At 52.3% G+C, this 20,610-nt stretch carries 19 protein-coding genes; all 19 read left to right on the top strand.

From position 1 onward, the window contains the following. The first annotated feature begins 7 nt into the window (after positions 1-7). Positions 8-430 carry a methylglyoxal synthase gene (gene mgsA, locus P40081_RS22585; protein ID WP_039309895.1) on the top strand — a complete coding sequence of 141 codons (423 nt, stop codon included), beginning with the start codon at positions 8-10 and terminating at the stop codon, positions 428-430. Continuing rightward, complete coding sequence (gene bshB1 / locus P40081_RS22580) at positions 430-1,134, top strand: bacillithiol biosynthesis deacetylase BshB1 (protein ID WP_042138603.1); 705 nt, start codon at positions 430-432, stop codon at positions 1,132-1,134. Before mgsA ends, bshB1 begins: the two co-directional genes overlap by 1 nt. A 92-nt stretch (positions 1,135-1,226) precedes the next feature. Beyond that, a complete protein-coding gene (bshA, locus tag P40081_RS22575; RefSeq protein ID WP_042138601.1) occupies positions 1,227-2,384 on the top strand; it encodes an N-acetyl-alpha-D-glucosaminyl L-malate synthase BshA in 1,158 nt (385 codons plus the stop codon). A gap of 10 nt (positions 2,385-2,394) precedes the next feature. After that, entirely contained in the window at positions 2,395-3,738 is a 1,344-nt protein-coding gene (locus P40081_RS22570; protein WP_052421945.1) for a CCA tRNA nucleotidyltransferase, read from the top strand. After that, positions 3,728-4,528 carry a biotin--[acetyl-CoA-carboxylase] ligase gene (locus tag P40081_RS22565; protein WP_052421944.1) on the top strand — a complete coding sequence of 267 codons (801 nt, stop codon included), beginning with the start codon at positions 3,728-3,730 and terminating at the stop codon, positions 4,526-4,528. The genes P40081_RS22570 and P40081_RS22565 overlap by 11 nt, the downstream gene beginning before the upstream one ends. A gap of 319 nt (positions 4,529-4,847) precedes the next feature. After that, entirely contained in the window at positions 4,848-5,714 is an 867-nt protein-coding gene (gene panB, locus P40081_RS22560) for a 3-methyl-2-oxobutanoate hydroxymethyltransferase (RefSeq protein ID WP_039308791.1), read from the top strand. Position 5,715: 1 nt separating this feature from the next. Continuing rightward, positions 5,716-6,606 (top strand): pantoate--beta-alanine ligase, encoded by an 891-nt coding sequence (gene panC, locus P40081_RS22555; RefSeq protein ID WP_042138600.1) that lies wholly within the window; start codon positions 5,716-5,718, stop codon positions 6,604-6,606. Next, positions 6,599-6,982: an aspartate 1-decarboxylase gene (panD, locus tag P40081_RS22550; protein ID WP_042138599.1), complete on the top strand. Its 384-nt coding sequence runs from the start codon at positions 6,599-6,601 to the stop codon at positions 6,980-6,982. The genes panC and panD overlap by 8 nt, the downstream gene beginning before the upstream one ends. Positions 6,983-7,096: 114 nt before the next feature. Then, the gene (locus P40081_RS22545; RefSeq protein WP_042138598.1) at positions 7,097-7,738 is read left to right on the top strand and encodes a tetratricopeptide repeat protein; all 642 of its coding nucleotides are present in this window, start codon (positions 7,097-7,099) and stop codon (positions 7,736-7,738) included. Between the two features lie 116 nt (positions 7,739-7,854). Further along, a complete protein-coding gene (dinG, locus tag P40081_RS22540) occupies positions 7,855-10,713 on the top strand; it encodes an ATP-dependent DNA helicase DinG (RefSeq protein ID WP_042138596.1) in 2,859 nt (952 codons plus the stop codon). A 219-nt stretch (positions 10,714-10,932) separates the two neighbouring features. Then, positions 10,933-11,586, top strand: coding sequence for a redox-sensing transcriptional repressor Rex (locus tag P40081_RS22535; RefSeq protein WP_039308806.1), 654 nt, complete (start codon positions 10,933-10,935; stop codon positions 11,584-11,586). Continuing rightward, a complete protein-coding gene (locus P40081_RS22530; protein ID WP_042138594.1) occupies positions 11,573-12,874 on the top strand; it encodes an amidohydrolase in 1,302 nt (433 codons plus the stop codon). Before P40081_RS22535 ends, P40081_RS22530 begins: the two co-directional genes overlap by 14 nt. 27 nt (positions 12,875-12,901) lie before the next feature. Then, a complete protein-coding gene (locus P40081_RS22525) occupies positions 12,902-13,423 on the top strand; it encodes a cell wall elongation regulator TseB-like domain-containing protein (protein ID WP_231575172.1) in 522 nt (173 codons plus the stop codon). Positions 13,424-13,734: 311 nt separating this feature from the next. Beyond that, positions 13,735-14,502, top strand: a complete 768-nt coding sequence (locus tag P40081_RS22520) for an aminoglycoside adenylyltransferase domain-containing protein (protein ID WP_042138591.1) — start codon at positions 13,735-13,737, stop codon at positions 14,500-14,502. Positions 14,503-15,027: 525 nt separating this feature from the next. Continuing rightward, positions 15,028-15,570 carry a hypothetical protein gene (locus P40081_RS22515; protein WP_042138590.1) on the top strand — a complete coding sequence of 181 codons (543 nt, stop codon included), beginning with the start codon at positions 15,028-15,030 and terminating at the stop codon, positions 15,568-15,570. Then, positions 15,563-17,065 carry an AAA family ATPase gene (locus P40081_RS22510; RefSeq protein WP_042138589.1) on the top strand — a complete coding sequence of 501 codons (1,503 nt, stop codon included), beginning with the start codon at positions 15,563-15,565 and terminating at the stop codon, positions 17,063-17,065. Before P40081_RS22515 ends, P40081_RS22510 begins: the two co-directional genes overlap by 8 nt. 132 nt (positions 17,066-17,197) lie before the next feature. After that, the gene (locus P40081_RS22505) at positions 17,198-18,070 is read left to right on the top strand and encodes a 3-hydroxyacyl-CoA dehydrogenase family protein (RefSeq protein ID WP_042138587.1); all 873 of its coding nucleotides are present in this window, start codon (positions 17,198-17,200) and stop codon (positions 18,068-18,070) included. Further along, complete coding sequence (locus tag P40081_RS22500; RefSeq protein WP_042138586.1) at positions 18,067-19,275, top strand: acetate/propionate family kinase; 1,209 nt, start codon at positions 18,067-18,069, stop codon at positions 19,273-19,275. The genes P40081_RS22505 and P40081_RS22500 overlap by 4 nt, the downstream gene beginning before the upstream one ends. A 21-nt stretch (positions 19,276-19,296) precedes the next feature. After that, a complete protein-coding gene (gene asnS, locus P40081_RS22495) occupies positions 19,297-20,592 on the top strand; it encodes an asparagine--tRNA ligase (protein WP_042138584.1) in 1,296 nt (431 codons plus the stop codon). The last annotated feature ends 18 nt before the right edge of the window (positions 20,593-20,610 follow it).

Below are 20,610 nucleotides of genomic sequence, written 5' to 3'. Positions count from 1 at the left end.
GAGCAACATGTTAAAAATCGCATTTATCGCACATGACCGCAAAAAAGATGAGATGGTGAATTTCGTAACCGCCTATGAGCATGTTTTTGAAGGGCATCAATTATATTCCACCGGAACGACAGGACAACGGATCATGGAAGCAACCAAACTCGTCATTCACCGCTATATGTCCGGCCCGCTGGGCGGAGATCAGCAGATTGGCTCCATGGTGGCAACGGATGAGCTTGATTTGATTATTTTCCTGCGCGATCCGCTTATGGCACAGCCGCATGAACCGGATATCACGGCACTGCTCCGTCTGTGTGATGTATATGGAATCCCGGTGGCTACCAATATTGCCACAGCTGAAATTCTGGTAAAGGCAATCGACCGCGGAGATTTCGGCTGGCGCGAGCTGGTACATAAATACAAACCGGGTGTGGATGAATAATGAAACTCGACATTCTGGTATTCGGCGCTCATGCCGATGATGCGGAGATCGGCATGGCGGGAACCATCGCCAAGCACACTGCTGCCGGCTTCAAAGTGGGGATGTGTGATCTGACACAGGCGGAAATGTCTTCGAACGGAACGGTGGAGCTTCGTAAACTTGAGGCTCAGCAGGCTGCAGACATGTTGGGGGCTGCGGTACGTACGAATCTGGGACTTCCTGACCGGGGGCTCTATATGACAGAGCACCATCTGGCGGCAGTAACTGCAGAAATCCGCCGCTATGCCCCTTCCATCGTGTTCGCCCCTTACTGGGAGGACAGGCACCCGGATCATATTGCGTGCAGCAAGCTGGTGGAAGAGGCCGTATTTAACGCCAAGCTGCGTAAGTATATGCCGGACATGCCTTCTATCCCTGAACCGCAATTATATTTCTATTTCATTAACGATCTGGGCCGTACCGATCTGATTGTCGATGTAACGGAACAATATCCGCTCAAAGAGCAGGCGTTATCCTGCTACCGGTCGCAATTTGGCATACTCCCTGGTGAGGATGCTGTGAAGACTCCTTTAACAGAAGGGTATATCGAGCGCGTCCGTTCGAGAGATATGCTGCTCGGACAGCGGAGGCTCATTCCTTATGCAGAAGGGTTCGCCGGCAAGGTGCCGCATACGGTGGATTACTTCGGTGCTGCTGGTAAATAAGGCTCAGATTTGAAAAAGCCCGAAAAACAACTATAATAAATTCATGTCATTACTTGAAGTAATAGATTTATGTAAAATGAAGGGGCGGAGCTATGGACCGGCTGAAGATAGGCATCACTTGTTATCCGTCTCTTGGCGGCTCGGGCGTAGTGGCGACTGAACTGGGCAAGCTTTTGGCCGAGAAGGGCCACGAGGTCCACTTTATTACACACAGCATCCCGTTCCGGCTGGGAACGTTTCAAAAAAATATATTTTATCATGAGGTAGAGGTTAACGATTATTATGTGTTCCGTTATCCGCCTTATGATCTGGCACTGGCGACCAAGATGGCCCAGGTAGCCAAGATGCAGAAGCTGGACTTGTTCCACGTCCATTATGCGGTGCCGCATGCGGTCTGTGCTTTTCTGGCCAAGCAGATCCTTGGCAACGACATTAAAGTGGTTACGACCCTGCATGGCACAGATATTACTGTACTGGGCCAGGATGAATCCCTGAAGGATCTGATCCGCCTGGGCATTAACGAGAGTGATGCGGTGACTGCCGTCTCCCAGGATCTCATCAAGGAAACACGTAAGGCGCTTGATATTACACGGGAAATTGATCTGACCTATAATTTCGTGGACAAACGGGTGTATTATCCACGCGATGTAACGGACCTGCGCGGTGACTACGCTGCTCCGGATGAAAAAATCCTGATGCATATCAGCAACTTCCGTCCGGTTAAAAGGGTAAGTGATGTGGTGGATGTATTCGCGAAGGTGAATAAACATCTGCCTTCACGTCTGCTTCTGGTGGGGGAAGGGCCTGATCTGCCGAAGATTCAGGCCAAAATCAGCGAGATGGGCCTGGAGGACAAAGTGCGGTTTCTGGGTAAGCAGGATGAAATTGCCCAGGTGATTTCACTGGCTGATCTGCTGCTGCTCCCTTCGGAGAAGGAGAGCTTCGGGCTCGTTGCCCTGGAGGCGATGGCTTGCGGCGTTCCGACCATCGGGTCCCAGACCGGCGGGATTCCAGAGCTGATTCAGCATGGCAAAACCGGATTCCTCGCGCCGGTAGGCGATACTCAGACTATGGCTGATTATGCGGTTCAGCTGCTCTCGGACGACGCGATGGCAGAGAGCTTCAGACGCGCCTGTCTGGAACGGGCCTGTCATGATTTCAGCAGAGATATGATTACGAATCAATACGAAGATATATATTACCGCGTGCTTGGACGCAAGGTACTCGGACTGGATCCTATCCGGGGGTAAGGAGTAAGGCATGGAATGGACAATGGCATCATCCGGCATGGCGGAAGCCGCCGGCACCGTCATTACCGGTCTGCTGGCGGGTGGGCATGAAGCTTATTTCGTGGGCGGCTGCCTGCGCGATGAACTGCTGGGCAGACCGGTGCATGACATGGACATTACCACCTCTGCACTGCCGGAGGAGGTTATGGCCCTGTTTCCGCGCTGTGTTCCTACCGGGCTGGCTCATGGCACGGTTACTGTGCTGCAGAATGGTTATAGCTTTGAAGTTACGACGTACCGGACGGAGAGCGGCTATGCCGATCACCGCCGTCCGGAGCACGTCTTTTTTGTGAGCGATGTGAAGGAGGACCTCCGCCGCCGCGATTTCACGATCAACGCCATGTGCTCCGGGCTTAATGGTGCGCTGATTGATCCCTTTGGCGGTGAGCGGGATCTTCAGCTCCGCCGTATCCGCTGTGTGGGCCAGGCGGAGGAACGCTTCGGCGAGGATGCGCTGCGGATGCTGCGCTGTGTGCGCTTCGCCTCCGTGCTGGATTTCGCCATCGCCAAGAATACGTGGCGCGGCCTGATGCGCCAGCGGGATAAGCTGGCGCATATTGCTGTGGAGCGGGTGCGCGCGGAGGTCGAGCGCATCGTAGAGGGCCCGCATCCGCAGCGCGGGCTGGCACTCTTGCTGCGCAGCGGCCTGCTGCCGCGCGGCAAGGCGCCGTTCCCCTGGACCGGCAGTGACCTGGCGGCAGCCGCCGCCCGTACAGCCGGTCTGGGGAACCTGCAGGACGCCCGCCTGCGGTGGGCGCTCCTGCTGCATGCCCTGGGATCGTCCGCCGCTGCGGCGGATGAGCTCCTGCGGGCATGGACGTTCCCGGGGGCGACGCGCAGCAGCGTCGTCGCCGTACTGCGCGTCCGCGAAGCCTGGGACGCGGCGCTGTCTTCGGTGGCGCCGGATGCTCCAGGCGCCACGGAGGGCCTGCGGCGGCGGTGGATCGCCGCCGTGCTGGCCCATGGCCAGTCAGCCGCCGAAGGGTGGCTGACGCTGCTTGCGGCGGCGGAGGATGCCCTCGGTCCTGCCGCCACTGTGCCTCCAGTCCTCAGCCCCGCCGCCGGGCAGCAGCCCGTTTACGCCACGGTCCAAGCCCGGATCCTGCGCTCCTGGACCGCAGCTATGCCGCTCCGCAGTCTTGCGGAGCTGGCGGTGACGGGCAACGAGCTGGCAGAATTGCTGCAGAAGCGGCCCGGGCCATGGCTTGGCGTGCTGCTGAACAAGCTGCTGCTGGCTGCCGCAGCCGGCGGCATTGCAAATGACAAACAATTATTGCTGCAGGAAGCACAAAGGATGGATAGAGATGAAGAGTGATGATACGCTGCCGTCCGGCCGTATGAAGCGGGAGGACTTCGTTTCAAGCTGGCCTGGCGAAATCGTACGGATGGATTCGGTGGCGTCTACACAAGAGGAAGCCAAGAAGCTGGCCGAGAACGGTGCCCCTGAGGGCACCGCGATCATGGCCGAGGAGCAGACCGGCGGCCGGGGCAGAATGGGCCGCAAGTGGCATTCCCCGCGCGGCAAGGGAATCTGGATGAGCCTGGTGCTGCGTCCGAATCTCCCGCTGTCCCTGACCCCGCAGCTGACTCTGCTGGCAGGTGTAGCTGTCTGCACGGCGATCCGTGAGGTTACCGGGGTTCCCGCCGGCATCAAGTGGCCTAATGATCTGCTGGCCGGCGGACGCAAAATTTGCGGCATTCTGCTTGAATCCTCCCTTAGGGAAGGCGGCCTTCATTACTGTATAGCCGGAATCGGCATTGCCGTTAATCTGACCCGTGAAGATTACCCGGCTGAACTGCAGGAGGTGGGAACCTCCCTGCTGATTGAAGGGGGCGGCATTCCCGTTGACCGTACCGGGCTTGCGGAAGCGGTGCTGGCTGAGCTCGAATATCTGTACCTTCAATACATAGAGCAGGGCTTCCGGCCTATTCGGGAGCTCTGGGAGTCGATGTCGGTAACGCTGGGCCGCCAGGTGTGTGTGAATACGCCGCAAGGCCGCACCGAAGCCATGGCAGTAGGTCTGGATGACAACGGAGGACTGCGGCTGCGCAATAGCGCCGGTGAGATTACCAGCGTGCTGTCAGGGGAAATCGAAATGATCTGAGCGTCAAGACATGCCGCCTTATGTCATATTTTTAGGTGTAATTGTCTGCAGATTTTGTTATAATAGCTTCAGAGGCGGCATCGCTATGGCGAGCTGTACTTAAGCAACTGAACTTTTATAGAGTTGTTTTACCGGATTTACCTTCATAACTGTATGTAACGGTTACGTTGGATTCTGCTCTGAGCCGTAAGGACCGAGACAGAAGGGACGATCGCGAGTGACTCTTTTTTGCCCTTCGGACCTTTTTAGCGGACCATGCTAAAAGGTTTTTTTGTTTGCGCGGTAACGCGTATTTTATGGAAAAGGGGAATGAGAGCTAATGGCTGAGAAACATCCGCTGAATATTATCAAAATGAAAAAAATGAAAACGGAAGGTGTGCCGCTGAGCATGCTGACCGCTTATGATTATCCTTCGGCCCTCCTGGCTGAGGAGGCAGGCGTCGACCTGATTCTGGTAGGCGACTCGCTCGGGAATGTCGTGCTTGGTTACGATACCACTCTGCCGGTTACCATAGACGATATGGTCTACCATACCCGTTCGGTGAAGCGCGGGGCGCAGAACACATTTATCATCGCGGATATGCCTTTTATGACCTATCACGGAAGTGTGGATGAGACCTTGCGCGGAGTGCGCAGGCTGATGCAGGAAGGTCAGGCCCATGCCGTTAAAATGGAAGGCGGCCTTGAAATCTGCAATGCGGTATCCGCTGTAGTTGCCGCCGGAGTGCCTGTTCTCGGACATATCGGCTTGACTCCGCAATCGGTGAATATGATCGGCGGCTACCGGATCCAGGGCAAGGATGCCAAGGATGCACAGCGGCTGATCGATGAAGCGAAGGCGCTTGAAGCTGCCGGAGCCTTCGGCATCGTGCTTGAACTGGTGACGGAAGAAGTGGCCGCAGCCATCTCCAAGGCAATCAGTATTCCGACCATCGGCATTGGTGCGGGCCGCTATTGTGACGGACAGGTGCTGGTGTTCCATGATGTGCTGCGCTATGCCTCCCCTTACCGGGAGAAACGGTTTGTCAAAACCTATGCCGATGTCGGCAGTCTGATCCGTGAAGGCATCAGCAGCTATGTGCGGGAAGTGAAAGACCGCTCCTTCCCGGCGGAGGAACATGTGTTTAACGCGGATGAAACGGTACTGGAATCCCTATACGGCGGTGCCGGCAAAGGAGCGAAATAAGATGAGAGTAATCAGAACAATTGCACAGCTGCGTGAAGCGCTGGAATATATGCGTCAAGGCGGCCATGGGCCGGTCGGTTTTGTACCTACCATGGGTTATCTGCATGAAGGCCATGCCAGCCTGCTGCGCGCAGCAGGTGAGAAGAGCGGCACAGTGGTGATGAGTATATTTGTCAATCCGCTGCAGTTTGGTCCTAATGAAGATTATGCTTCCTATCCCCGCGATGAGCAGCGTGATCTGGCGCTTGCTGAACGCGAGGGTGCGGATATTGTGTTTATCCCTAGTGTCGAGGAAATGTACCCTCAGCCGATCCGCACGGGAGTTTCGGTGTCTTCCCTTACAACACAGCTCTGCGGAGCTTCGCGTCCGGGTCACTTCGACGGAGTGACTACGGTGGTCAGCAAGCTGTTCAATATTGTACAGCCGGATTATGCCTTCTTCGGATTGAAGGATGCCCAGCAGGTAGCTGTTCTCCGCCGGATGGTGGCGGACCTGAATATGAATGTTGAAATTATCGCCTGCCCGATCGTGCGGGAAGAAGACGGACTGGCCCTCAGCTCACGCAATGTCTATCTGAGCGCTGAAGAGCGCAGACAGGCACTGGTGTTGTCCCGTTCCCTGCGCGAAGTCCGCCAGGCACTGGAGAACGGCAAGGTGAGAACGGTGGAGGAGGCCCGGGCGCTGCTGGTTTCAGTTATTGCTGAATCCCCGCTTGCGGTCATCGATTACGCGGAAATCCTGACTTTCCCGGATCTGGAGAGCCTGGAAGGCGGCGGTAAGCTGAGTGCTGCCGGCGGAGAGGTGATTATGGCACTTGCCGTGAAATTCGGCAGAACCCGCCTGATCGACAATAATGTATTTATTCCCAAGGAGGCTCACGCTCTTGTTTAGACATATGATGAAATCCAAAATTCACCGTGCTACCGTCACCGAAGCCAATTTGAATTATGTCGGCAGCATTACCATAGATGAGAATCTGATGGAAGCCGCGGATTTGCTGGAGAACGAGAAAGTGCAGATCGTGGATAACAACAATGGTTCCCGGCTGGAAACCTATGTAATCCCGGGCCCGCGCGGCAGCGGCGTTATCTGTCTGAACGGTGCAGCCGCTCGCCTCGTGCAGCCGGGGGATACCGTTATCATTATTTCTTACGCCATGCTGTCATCCGAAGAGCTGGCGGACCATAAGCCGACCGTTGTATTTGTAGATGCCGGCAATCAGCCGGTGAAGCTGGCGGATCATGAGATTCACGCGACGATTGCCTAAAACCCGCTGTTTGAGCCATGTAATCAATGGCAGGGATGAAGACACCCCGACTTGTGAAAAATGAAGTCAGGCAAGCTTAAGCTGAATTCATTATCAGTAAGGGTGGGATGTCCGGTGTTTCAACATTTATTTGCTGAGATGAACAAGATGCTGCAGGAGATCAGTGCTGACTATCCTACTGCGGAGGGTGCCCGCCGCAACGACCTTTTATCCAAATATAATATGCTCCACAGGATCAGCGATGATGTAATGGATGAATGGCTGGCCTTTGCCGAGAAGCTTAGCCAGTTCCGCAATCAGGCAGATTTTCAGCCGCAGCCGGAGCAGGAAATACCTGAGGAGGAAGCGCCAGAGCTTGCTATGGATGCTTTTGTCAGGGGACAGGGTTATTATAAGCTGCTTATGTACCGCAAATGTATCGAACAGTTCAAGGAAGTCACTGCCCGGCACCCGGACAGTCTGGCTGCCCGGCTGTATCTGGCTATGGCTTATCTGCAGGAGGGTGAAGGGGAGACGGCTTGGGGGCATCTGAATCATATGCTCGGCCTCATCCGTGAAACGAAGCTGAAGGCGATGATTTATAATGCGCTTGGCTGCATCAGAGCTTCTCAGGAACGTTTTAATGAAGCAAGTGAGCTGTTCAGCCTTTCTCTGCTGCATGATCCCGCTCTTCCTGAGCCGAACATTAACCTGGAGGTTTGCCGCAAGCGGGGCGGGAAGCTTCAGTTCGGACAACAGCTGGTCTCGCTTTTATAATTAATTTTCATCCGTTTAAGCGATGCAACCTACTTCACCAGGGGTGTGCATCGCCTTTTTTCGTAACTTCTGTTATGCTGATAAAGAGTCTCAAGTGAAAGGGAATAGAACTTATAATGAAATTTGCCGTGCTTGATTTTGAAACTACGGGAACCCAATCTGTGGGAGAGATCATCCAGGTTGGCCTTGCCATTATAGAGGAAGACAGGTCCATCTCCCGGGTGTATGGTTCCTATGTCAAGCCCGGAGCACCCATTCCTCCTTTTATTACGGGCTTGACCGGAATTACAGACAGTGATGTGCAGGATGCGCCGGAACTTGATGAGATGATGATGGAACTGGTGCCGCTGCTCGATGATGTTGTGCTGGTTGGACATAATGTAGCGTTTGATTTTCATTTCTTGCAGAATGCGCTGGACCGCTGCGGTTATTTGCCGTTTCAGGGCCGGATTCTGGATACTATCGATTTTCTCAAAATATGCTTTCCCTCGCTGACCACGTATCAGCTTGGGTCCGTGAGCAGCCATTTCGGCCTTACGCATGAGCGTCCCCATCAAGCGGACAGTGATGCCCTCGCAACTGCGCTTGTGCTGCTAAAATGTCTGGAGGAGCTGGACAGCCTGCCTCTCCTGACCATCCAGCGGCTCAATGAGCTGTTCGCCGATGAAGACAGTGACCTGGCCTGGTATTTCGATGGTCTGCAGCGTGAGCGCGAAATGGAGACCTTCCAGCCGGAAGGAGACCTGACCTTCTACCGGCAGCTGGCCCTTGCTGTAGGCGACTGGGCAGAGCTGGCTCCGCCTCGGGAGGAAGGATCTGACAACCCGCTGCAGAATATTACCTTCGGGGAGTATATGGAAGAGGTAACCAAACGTCTGAAGGACACCCTTCCGCAATATGAGAGCCGTGAAGCCCAGGAACTGATGATCCAGGAGGTCATGACGGCGCTTGATCAGGATAAGCATCTGCTGATTGAAGCAGGAACCGGCACCGGCAAATCGCTGGGCTATCTGCTTCCGGCCATTTATCACAGTGTCCGCAGTAATCAGAAGGTCATGGTCAGCACGCATACGATCAACCTCCAGGATCAGCTGCGTGAGCGCGACATCCCTCTTTTGACGAGTGTTGTGCCCTTTCCGTTCAAGGCAGCGATCTTTAAGGGGAGAGGACACTATTTGTGTCTCCGTAAGTTTGAACATAGAATTAATAAAAGGGACTTCACAAGTCCCAGGGAAGAAGCGCTTACGGCCGCGCAGATGATGGTCTGGCTGACCCAGACGGAGACCGGCGATGATGAAGAGCTGAACTTAAGCGGGCGCGGCGGTGATTTCTGGGAGACCGTAGCCAGTGATACCGACTCTTGTCTGGGACGCTCATGCCCTTGGTTCAGGAAATGTTATTATCACCGGGCCAAGCATGAAGCCGGGATTTCCGATGTGGTGGTGACTAACCACTCCAAGTTATTCGCAGATGTTAAGGCCGGGCATCAGCTGCTTCCGGCTTACGAGCATCTCATCATTGATGAGGCGCATCATCTGGAGGACATTGCCGGCAAACATCTCGGAATGCAGATGAAATATTTCACCGTGGCGCATACGCTCACCCGTCTGTACAAGGACAGCCGGAGCGGACAGCTGCCTGCCCTGCGCCAGACCCTGCAGTCGTCCGGCAGTGAGCAGGCTTCGGAATGGAGCGGTGTTATCGACCGGATCTATCCGGATCTGCTTACCGTCAAGGAGTCCTGGGATACACTTAGCGACAAGCTCTTCGGCCTGCTGCCTGAACGCAGCGATGCCGGAGCCGGTGAAGCCGGCCAGCTTGTCGCACGCCTGCAGCCGGGCAAGAAGCCCAAAGAGTGGGAGGAGCTGGCTGCTCTGGAGAATACACTCCATCTCAGCTTGAGTGATATCATCCGCAAGGGTGATAAAATGCTCAGTGAGATGCGTGATACGGACAGCCAGTCCTCTTCGGACAGTCTTGTGACGGATATCGGCGGGTTGTTCAAGGACCTGGCCTCCATCCGGGAGCAGATCCGTTTCTTTATGGGACTGAATGACGAGAATATCGTCTACTGGCTGGAGGGGAGCGGCAATTACCGCGGCAAATCGCTGCAGATGTATGCCGTTCCGGTGGATGTGAGCACCCAGCTCAGGGAGCTGTTCTTCGACAAGAAGAAGAGTATCATCCTGACCTCGGCCACCTTGTCTGTGGATAAGTCATTCCAGTTCATGATAGATAATCTCGGTCTTGGTGAGGCTGCAGAGCAGGGCCGTCTGATGACAGCCCTGCTTCCGTCGCCGTTCAAATACCGTGAGCAGGCACTGCTTGTCATTCCCCGTGATTTCCCGAGTGTCAAGGGAAGCATAGGGGATGCCCGCTTTGTGGATACACTGGTCCATTCTCTGGCAGAAACTGCCGTGGCTACCCGCGGGCGGATGCTGGTGCTCTTCACCTCCTACAAGATGCTGCGCCAGGTCTATGATCCGCTGAAGGAGGCCCTGGCTTCGCAGGATATCGCGGTGCTTGGACAAGGCGTAGAAGGCGGCAGCCGGAGCAAGCTGATCCGGCGGTTCCAGGACAGTACAGCGTCAGTCTTGCTGGGTACGAGCAGCTTCTGGGAAGGTGTAGACATTCCCGGTGAAGCTTTGACCTGTCTGGCCATTGTCAGACTTCCGTTCCAGCCGCCTAATCATCCGCTGGCTGAAGCGAAGTCGGAGCTGCTCCAGGCACAGAAGAAGAATCCGTTCATGAAGCTGTCCGTCCCGCAGGCTGTAATCCGCTTCAAGCAAGGCTTCGGGCGGCTGGTCCGCACCGCGCAGGACCGCGGAATCGTTATTGTATATGATACCAGGGTAATCGAATCTTATTATGGGAAGTATTTCCTGTATTCGCTGCCCGGTCCCAAGATGGAGCATATGCTGACGGATCAGATCGTTCCGCGGATTGCAGAATGGCTTGAAGAAGGCGGGGTTTAATAATCCGTCTCCGGTTGATATTATGTATAAGTAATTATTGTTCTGAAGTCCCGTGCTCCACTGCTGCTGCCCAAACGGGCAGTAGTACCCGGAGCACGGTTCCTATAACCGGCTTATCAAGCAGCATATGCTATAAAACCTAAGTGAATGCTTACGAAGCGAGTTTTGCGAAGTTGAATCAAGCAGCATATGCTATCAAAACTTTTAGGAGGAGAAAACATGAAATCGGATAAAATATCGGAGGCCGTCGTTCGCAGACTCCCAGTGTACCTGCGTTTCCTGAACGATCTCCAAAAACGTGAAATCTCAACAGTTTCTTCTCAGGAGCTGGGACAGAAGCTTGATCTCAACCCCGCCCAGATCCGCAAGGACCTGGCTTATTTTGGTGATTTCGGCAGAAAAGGCATTGGTTATGATGTCTCTTATCTGATTGAGAAGATCAGGCATATTCTCAAGCTGGACCAGCAGATTAATGTAGCTCTGGTAGGTGCAGGTAATCTTGGCCACGCCTTGTCGAATTACAATGCTTACTTGAAGGATACGATGAAGATTACAGCTGTATTTGATGCTTATGAGCCTAAGGTAGGCCAGCAGATCAACTCGTTGACTGTTCAGCCGATGAGTGAGCTGGGGGATACCATCCGTGCACAGGGCATCCGCATCGGGATTATTACCGTTCCGGACAGTGAAGCACAGAACGTTGCTGACATTCTGGTGGATTCGGGCATTGAGGCGATCCTGAATTTTGCGCCTGTAATTCTGAAGACTCCGGCCAATATCCGGATTCATGCCGCCGATTTCACTACGGATCTGCAGAGTCTGGCTTATTATTTGCATGACGGAAAGGACGAAGCTGAAGATGAGCAGCAATAAAACCATTATTAAAAACGGGCGTTTTCTGGTGCCTGGCAGCGATAAGCCGGTGCTGAGCGGTTATATGACCATCGAAAATGATCTGATTACTTACATAGGTGAAGATAAGCCTGTAATTGAAGAGGATGCCGAGGTTATTGACGGCAGCCGGCTGCTGTTCATGCCGGGTCTCGTCAACACCCACGGCCATGCGGCGATGTCACTGCTGCGCGGCTACGGCGATGATATGGTACTGCAGGCTTGGCTGCAGGAAAAAATGTGGCCGATGGAAGAGAAATTCACCGGTGATGATGTGTACTGGGGAACCTCTTTGTCCGTTCTTGAGATGCTGAAGGGCGGCACTACGACCTTCCTCGATATGTATGACCATATGGACCGGGTTGCTGAGGTTACCGAGCAGTCAGGCATCCGTGCTGTACTTATGCGCGGTGTTATTGGCCTTTGTCCGGAAGAGGTGCAGAATCATAAGCTCGCGGAGGCGATTGCTTTTGCCCGGAACTGGCATGGCAAGGCTGACGGCAGAATTACTGCAATGCTCTCGCCGCATGCGCCTTACACCTGTCCTCCGGAGTTTTTCATGAAGTTTGTCCAGGCGGCTCATGATCTTGATCTGCCGATGCACACGCATATGTCCGAAACGCGTCATGAAGTGGAGCAGAATGTGGCCGATTACGGCCTGCGTCCGGTCGCTCATCTGGAGAAGCTGGGAATGTTCACCCGGCCGTCCCTGATCGCCCATGGTGTTCATCTGAACGATGAAGAGATTGAGATTCTGGCCCGCCACAATGTTGGTGTATCCCACAATCCCGGCAGCAATCTGAAGCTGGCCAGCGGAGTAGCCCGTGTTCCTGAGCTTCTTAGAGCAGGAGTTAAGGTCTCCCTGGGTACGGACGGTGCGGCAAGCAACAACAACCTGGATATGTTCGAAGAAATGCGGCTGGCCGCGCTGATCCACAAAGGTGTAAGCGGTGATCCTACAGCAGTACCGGCTCCAGAGGCGCTGCTGATGGCGACCGAATATGGTGCACAGTCTATTTTCCTGAACCAGGTAGGCCGGCTTGCAGCAGGGATGAAAGCCGACTTCATTGCGATTGATATTGATCAGCCGCACTTGCTGCCGCATACCGATCTTTTGTCCCATGCGGTATATTCAGCCAGTGCCAAGGATGTGGAGAATGTCTGGGTGAACGGCAAACAGGTTGTGAAGCACGGACAATGTCTGACACTAGATGAAGAAGCTATCCGCCGCAAAGCGCAGGAAACGTTCGAGGGACTGCTTAAACGGTAATACAGGTTTAAAGGGAAAGGAAGCTGCATGTTGAAGAAGAGGAGAAAATGGCTTCCGCTGGGGATTTCCCTGGTTCTGCTCCTTCTGTTCGGACTAAGCCAGTTTTATGCCTACATTATGAAGGATCAGTGGAACGAGCGGAGTGAAGCCAAAGAGATTGCCAGAGCGCGGGCCGGCTTAACTGAGGTAACCAAAGCACAGAAATCCGTCTGGGATGAAAATGCGATATACTGGGTGCTTACCGGAAAAAATGATGCAGGAACCGAGCTGATGGTTTGGGTCCGTTTTACCAAGGAAGGCCAGCCAGCCGGAGGCGACAACGATTTATATGCGGAGGAGCTCAGCAAAGGGACTTCTGAGGCGCAAATCCGTGATATTATAGCTGCCCAGCTTCCGGGTATTACGATTAAGCGGCTGCTGCCGGGAGTGTATAACGGAGAATATGCCTGGCAGCTGTTCTACAAAAAGGACGGCAGGTTCTATTACAGCTTCTATCGCTTCACAGACGGCAGTGCCATCGGTGAAGGGTACAGCCTGCCCAACCGGTAAGCGGCAGCAAGAATGGTCTACAGAAGGAGCGGGAGGACAGTTGAACTGTTCTCCCGCTTTTTATATTAATATAAGCCGTAATTTAAAAGGTTCTTCAAGGGAGAGAACAATCAATAACTATTCTTGGACTTGTGGCCTACTTGGAGCTATGGCTTAATAATAGGGGAGGAATAGATGAATCCATTTCGATGGCATGACAGCTGGATAGCATAAATCAGTATATACGATGATGCATACCGGATTGTCATATCGGAAGTATTCATTCCCGGCATCTGCTTCATACATAATTGAAATTCAGGAGGATCATAAATTTGGAAATTCTAGCCTATTTAGATCAGGCGGTAACGTTGTTCAAAGAGGAGCTGGGGGCAAATTTGTCCGGGATTTATCTGCACGGTTCGCTGGCCATGGGCTGTTTTCATCCGGATAAAAGTGATATTGATCTGCTGATTGTCGTACACGACAAGCTGCCTGTAGAGGTCAGCCGGAAACTGGCCAAGAAAGTGATAGCTTATCACGACAGTCTGCCGAACCGGCGCGGGGTTGAGCTAACTATTGTATTGAAGAAATATTTGAAGAACTTTGTGCATCCGACGCCCTTTGAGTTTCACTTCTCGGACTTTCATCTGGACCGGTACAGAAATGATGAGCATTATCTGTGTGGCGGGTTTGAGGACAGGGATCTTGCGGCTCAATTTGCCGTAGTCTATCAGCGGGGATTTATTCTGTACGGCGAGCCTATCCGCGAAGCGTTTCTGCCGGTAGACCGCCAATACTACCTCGATTCTATCCTTGGTGATATCGGAGATGCTGCTCAGCAAATCATAGATTCTCCAGTGTACTACACATTGAATTTGTGCCGTGTGCTGTATTTTGTGCGGGAAGAAGTTGTGTCTTCCAAAAAGGAAGGCGGGGAGTGGGGCCTGCAGCATTTGCCGTCCAGCTATCACGGGCTGCTGAAGCACTGCCTTGAAGAATATAGCGGTGTGGCGAGTGACAGCAGTTACGACCCGGAGTTATTAATTGATTTTGCAGAATACATGGCCGGCGAAATCAGACAGCACCAAGCCAAGGTGTAAATTCAAACTAACAATGAGTGAAGCGGACTGAGATTCCGTTATCTTGTTCATTTAAGCCCGAAATGGGGTGTATTTGTTAATTAACGGAATCTGAGTCCGCGCCAGCGGCAGACCAGCAAAAGGCGGATTATATTGAAGGGTCGACCTTAATAAAGAGGCAAAGCCCCTTCAGCTTTGGAACTGGAGGAATTAATGCGACTCCTAAGTCCATGTCCTACAAAAGAGAGCGCCGCAGGCATTTATTTGCCTACAGGGTGCTCTTTTTCGATATCCTTACCGGCAAAGCTAATTCTGTACACATTTATTGCCGATAAGAAAGATAATCTACTGAAACATCCAGAAATTAGTATCAAAAATTTTAAATATATTCACACTTTTATGTAAAATCGTATATACACCTGTGATATACTACTACTTGTATCAGGACATGCTTAAGAGCATGTCAGTCTCGGAAGGGCGCTAGACACGCTAGATTGGTCATTATTATAGATTTATGTTCGGTCATTTTTGAGAGGAGGACGTTTCTTGAAACTGCGTCTTATGCCTGTACTGCTAACGTCTCTGCTGTCCGCTGCATTGTTATTCGGTGGCTGGTATTCGTACCGCCAGTTCGCTGTGCAGGAGCCGCTGCAAAAACTTGTATCATCCTATGAGGGAGTGAAGGATTCCCATATTAGTATTAAACGCAATGAGGTCACTTTGAAACTTGATTTGCAGCCGGGCACGAAATTACGTGAGCTCGTGCAGTATGTATCCAAAGAGGGCAGCTCAGCTATCAACGGCCGCACGCTCAAATTGGATGTCGAACAGAACTCCAGCGCTTTGCTGGATGAGTATTGGGATAAAGCCATGTTCTCGGTTGCAGAGGCGATGGAGAGCCGGAAGTATACATTAATCCCTGCCAAGCTGGATGGTCTGAAGACGCAAGACAGCAAGTACAGCGGGGTTATAGCAACAACGGAAATTGATGACAAGAATGTGTATGTGAGTCTGAGCAACGGTAAAGAGAGTAAGTTCATCATTCTGCCGCGTGCGGCGGCTACGATGGGAGTGTGGAACAATGCCTAAGTATTGGAAAGAGGTCCTGGCCGGATTTGTTCCGGTCATGCTGATTTTTATGGTTTTTGTCGGGATTAACATTTTCCCTGTAATTATTGCCTTCGGCATGGTCGCTGCCCTCCTGTTTATTGCCCACGCACGCGGCGGTCTGGCGGTAAATGCAGGTGCAGATAAGAAACGTAAGAAGAATGGGCCGTCCAAGCTGACTTTTGAGGAAATCGGCGGCCAGGACAACGCCAAGCAGGAGCTGCGGGAAGCACTGGACTTTCTGATCCGGCATGAAGAAATCAGCAAATTCGGGATTCGCCCGCTGAAGGGGATTCTGCTGACAGGGCCTCCGGGAACCGGTAAGACGCTGATGGCCAAGGCTGCGGCACATTATACCAACTCAGTATTTGTGGCTGCATCAGGCAGTGAGTTTGTGGAAATGTATGTCGGTGTCGGTGCAGGACGTGTCCGCGATTTGTTCAAGGATGCCCGTACCCGTGCGCTTAAGGAAAATAAGCAAAGTGCCATTATATTTATTGATGAGATTGATGTCATCGGCGGCAAGCGTGAAGGCGGGCAGCAGCGTGAATACGACCAGACGCTTAATCAGCTGCTGACCGAGATGGACGGGATCTATAACAATGAAGCCCCGCGCATTCTGCTGGTAGCAGCAACGAACCGCAAGGAGATGCTGGACTCCGCACTGCTGCGTCCGGGCCGGTTCGACCGCCACATCCAGGTGGACATGCCGGACAAGAAAGGCCGCAAGTCGATTCTCGATCTGCATGCCAAGAACAAACCGCTGCATGAAACGGTAAGCTTGGATAAAATCGCCGAGGAAGCTTATGGCTTCTCGGGTGCACAGCTGGAAAGCGTGATGAATGAAGCAGCGATTTACATGATGCGTGAGAATCTGACCCAGGTAGAGCAGCGTCATCTCTCGATGGCGATTGATAAAGTCATGATGGGTGAGAAGACCGACCGGGAAACGAATCATGAGGAGAAACAGCGGGTAGCGATTCATGAGCTGGGACATGCTATTATGGCTGAGCTGCTGCGTCCGGGAAGCGTTAGCCAGGTTACCCTGACTCCGCGCGGACAAGCTCTCGGGTATGTAAGACATAATCCGCAGACCGAACAGTATCTGTACACGAAGGATTATCTGGAGAATCAGATTATGATTGCCCTGGGCGGAGCAGCTGCCGAAGAGATGTATTACGGCGGACGCAGTACCGGTTCACGCGGAGACTTTGACCAGGCGCTGAATATTGTCGAAACAATGATGAAATCGGGACTTACCTCACTCGGGATTGCTAATCTGCAAATGGTAACCACTGAAGAGCTGATGAAAGAGAATAGTAAAATACTGGATGAGCTAATGGTCCGCACGAATGACCTGCTGAATAAGCAAAGAAATGTATTTGATTACTCTCTTGACATTTTAATGAAGGAAGAAGTTCTCTCCGGGGAGCAATTTCGTTGTCAATTTCGTGACAGTGTCCTTTTACCGGCATAATTCTTTATGCCGGTTATTTTTTTTTACTTTTCAGACATGCTAAGATATCATTATATGTCGGGCTACATATTTTTTTCGACAGACAAGGTACAATACAAAAGTATAGATACCTGAAAGGATGGAGACTTTTAAATGAATTTTAAAAAGATCGGTGTCATCGGCGGTGGCACAATGGGACAAGGGATTGCTGAAATGCTGGCAGCCAAGGGCCTGGATGTAATGCTGGTGGAGAAAACTGCAGACAGACTGAACTACTCCTACGAAATGATCGAGACCAGTCTCGACAAACAGCTGGAGAAATGGGCCATTACCCAAGCGGAGAAGAAACTGATTCTTAGCCGTATCCAAAAAGTGACACATTTTGCTGAACTGAGCTCCTGCGATATGGTCATTGAGACCATCGTTGAAGATCTGGAAGCGAAGCAGAAGGTATTCAATCAGCTCGATCAGGTGTGTCCGAGCCACATTATCCTTGCCAGCAACACGTCAACTTTAAGCTTGACTGAGCTTGCAAGCTCGACAATGTATCCGGAACGCGTAATCGGCATGCACTTCATACATCCTGTAGCGAAGGTTGATCTGGTTGAAATCGTGCGCGGATTGAAAACTTCCGACAGCACCTTTGAAGATACCAAAACCTTTGTTGATGAGATCGTTGAGAAAAAAGGCGTAATGATCTATGAATCCCCGGGATTTGTAACCTCACGCCTCATTTGCCTGTTCATTAACGAGGCTATGCATGTGCTGCAGGAAGGTGTCGCTTCTCCTGAAGATATTGATGATGCTATGCGCATTGGCTACCAGTTCCAGAACGGACCGCTTGAAATGGCAGACCGTTTCGGTCTGGATTCTGTTCTTGCTGCACTTGAGAACATGTTCCGTGAATACGGCGAACTCAAGTACCGTCCTTCCACGATTCTTAAGAAGATGGTACGTGCAGGACAACTGGGTGCGAAATCGGGCGAAGGCTTCTTCAAGTATGACAAGGATGGTGACCGTGTATGAATATCTTAGTTATTAACTCCGGCAGTTCTTCATTGAAATACCAGCTGTATAATATGACAGATGAATCTGTACTGGCCAAAGGTCTGGTAGAACGTATCGGGATGGATTCCTCCATTCTGAACCACAAGCCAACCGGCAAACAGGAAGTAACTGAAGTAAGCGAAATTCTTGAACACAACACGGCAATCCGCAAAGTGCTTGCTTGTCTGACTGACAAGGAACATGGCGTAATTGCTTCCACCGACGAGATCAATGCCGTTGGGCACCGCGTAGTACACGGGGGAGAATTCTTCAAGGCTTCCGCACTTGTAGATGCAGATGCGAAGACGAAGATCCGCCAGCTGTTTGACCTTGCGCCGCTGCATAACCCGGCTGCTATGATGGGGATTACAGCGACTGAAATTAATATGCCAGGTGTGCCTCAGGTTGTTGTATTCGATACTGCCTTCCACCAGACGATGCCTGAGAAGGCTTATATGTATGCCATTCCGAGAGTGCTGTACAACAAATACAAAGTCCGCCGCTACGGCGCGCATGGTACCTCCCATGATTTCGTCAGCAAAGCTGCTGCAGATTATCTGGACCGTCCGCTGGGCGAACTGAAGATTATCACTTGCCACATCGGTAACGGAGCCAGCGTGACTGCAGTTGATGGCGGCGTGTCGGTGGATACTTCCATGGGTATGACTCCGCTGGAAGGCCTGATGATGGGTACACGCAGCGGTGACCTTGACCCGGCAATTGTTCCTTATGTGATGAACAAGGAAGAGCTGTCTGTCGGTGAAGTGAACTCCATGCTGAACAAGCACAGCGGACTGCTGGCTATTTCTGGCGTTAGCAGTGACATGCGTGATATTATTGACGGTGCGGAGAAAGGCGAGGCTAATTCTACGCTTGCTTTTGAAATGTACGAGTACCGTTTGCGTAAATACATCGGTTCTTACGCAGCTGCAATGAACGGCGTAGATGTAATCGTGTTTACTGCCGGTGTGGGCGAGAATGCTTCCCTGCTGCGTGAAAAAGTACTGAACAATCTTACGTTCCTCGGAATCGAACTGGATGCAGAAGCTAACAAGGTCCGCTCCGGCGATCCGCGCCGCATCTCTACGCCTGGTTCCAAGGTTCAGGTGCTTGTGGTTCCGACAAACGAAGAGCTTGTCATTGCACGTGATACTTACAGTATTGTGCAAGGAATTAACGGCTAAATTAGAGGAGAGATCTTAGGCATGGCTAACAAGAGTGTAATCAAGAATGTGAATGAGCATGTTGGAGAGAGTGTTGTTATCGGATGTTGGGTTAACAACAAGCGCTCCAGCGGTAAAATTCAGTTCCTGCAGCTGCGGGATGGTACAGGCTATATCCAGGGCGTTGTGGTGAAATCGGAAGTACCTGAGCAGGTCTGGGATGATGCCAAGAGCCTTACCCAGGAAAGCTCGCTGTATGTTACCGGAATTATCCGTGAAGAGCCCCGCAGCCAGTCAGGTTATGAAATGACGGTTACAGGTATAGAGGTATTGCATCTTACTGAGAATTATCCGATTACGCCCAAGGAGCATGGTGTTGACTTCCTGATGGACCACCGTCATCTCTGGCTGCGTTCTTCCAAGCAGCGGGCAGTAATGGTGATCCGTGCAGAGATTATCCGTGCGGTTCAGCAATTCTTCAATGAGAGTGGATTCACGAAGGTTGACCCGCCAATTCTGACTCCAACGTCAGCTGAAGGCACGACCAACCTGTTCCATACGAAGTATTTCGAAGAGGATGCGTATCTGACCCAGAGCGGACAGCTGTACATGGAAGCTGCAGCAATGGCTCTTGGACGCGTATATTCCTTCGGACCTACCTTCCGTGCGGAGAAATCCAAAACCCGCCGCCACTTAATCGAGTTCTGGATGATTGAACCGGAAATGGCGTTCACAGATCATGAAGAAAGCTTGCGTGTGCAGGAAGATTTCATCAGCTTTGTGGTGCAGTCCGTACTTACGAACTGCCGTGCCGAGCTTGAGGCGGTTGGCCGCGATGTCTCGAAGCTGGAGAACATCAAAGCGCCGTTCCCGCGTATTTCCTACGATGATGCAATCAAGTTCCTGAATGAAAAAGGCTATGAAATCGCCTGGGGCGATGATTTCGGTGCACCTCATGAAACGGCTATTGCCGAAATGAGCGACAAGCCGGTCTTCATTACCCACTATCCGGCTTCGTTCAAAGCCTTCTACATGAAGCCGCATCCTGAGCGTCCGGAAGTGGTGCTGTGCGCGGATATGATCGCTCCTGAAGGGTATGGAGAGATTATCGGCGGATCACAGCGTATCGACGATCCGGCGCTGCTGGAAGCCCGTTTCAAGGAACATAATCTTTCGATGGATACTTACAAATGGTACATGGATCTCCGCACTTACGGTTCTGTTCCTCACTCCGGATTCGGTCTGGGGCTGGAGCGTACCGTGGCCTGGATTTGCGGTCTGGACCATGTGCGTGAAACGATTGCCTTCCCTCGTACGCTGTACCGTCTTTACCCGTAAGGATGGGCAAAGGGGGCT

The sequence above is a fragment of the Paenibacillus sp. FSL P4-0081 genome (genome assembly GCF_000758565.1).
Taxonomy (GTDB): domain Bacteria; phylum Bacillota; class Bacilli; order Paenibacillales; family Paenibacillaceae; genus Paenibacillus_AQ; species Paenibacillus_AQ phytohabitans.
This window is presented reverse-complemented; position numbering and strand designations above follow the sequence as displayed.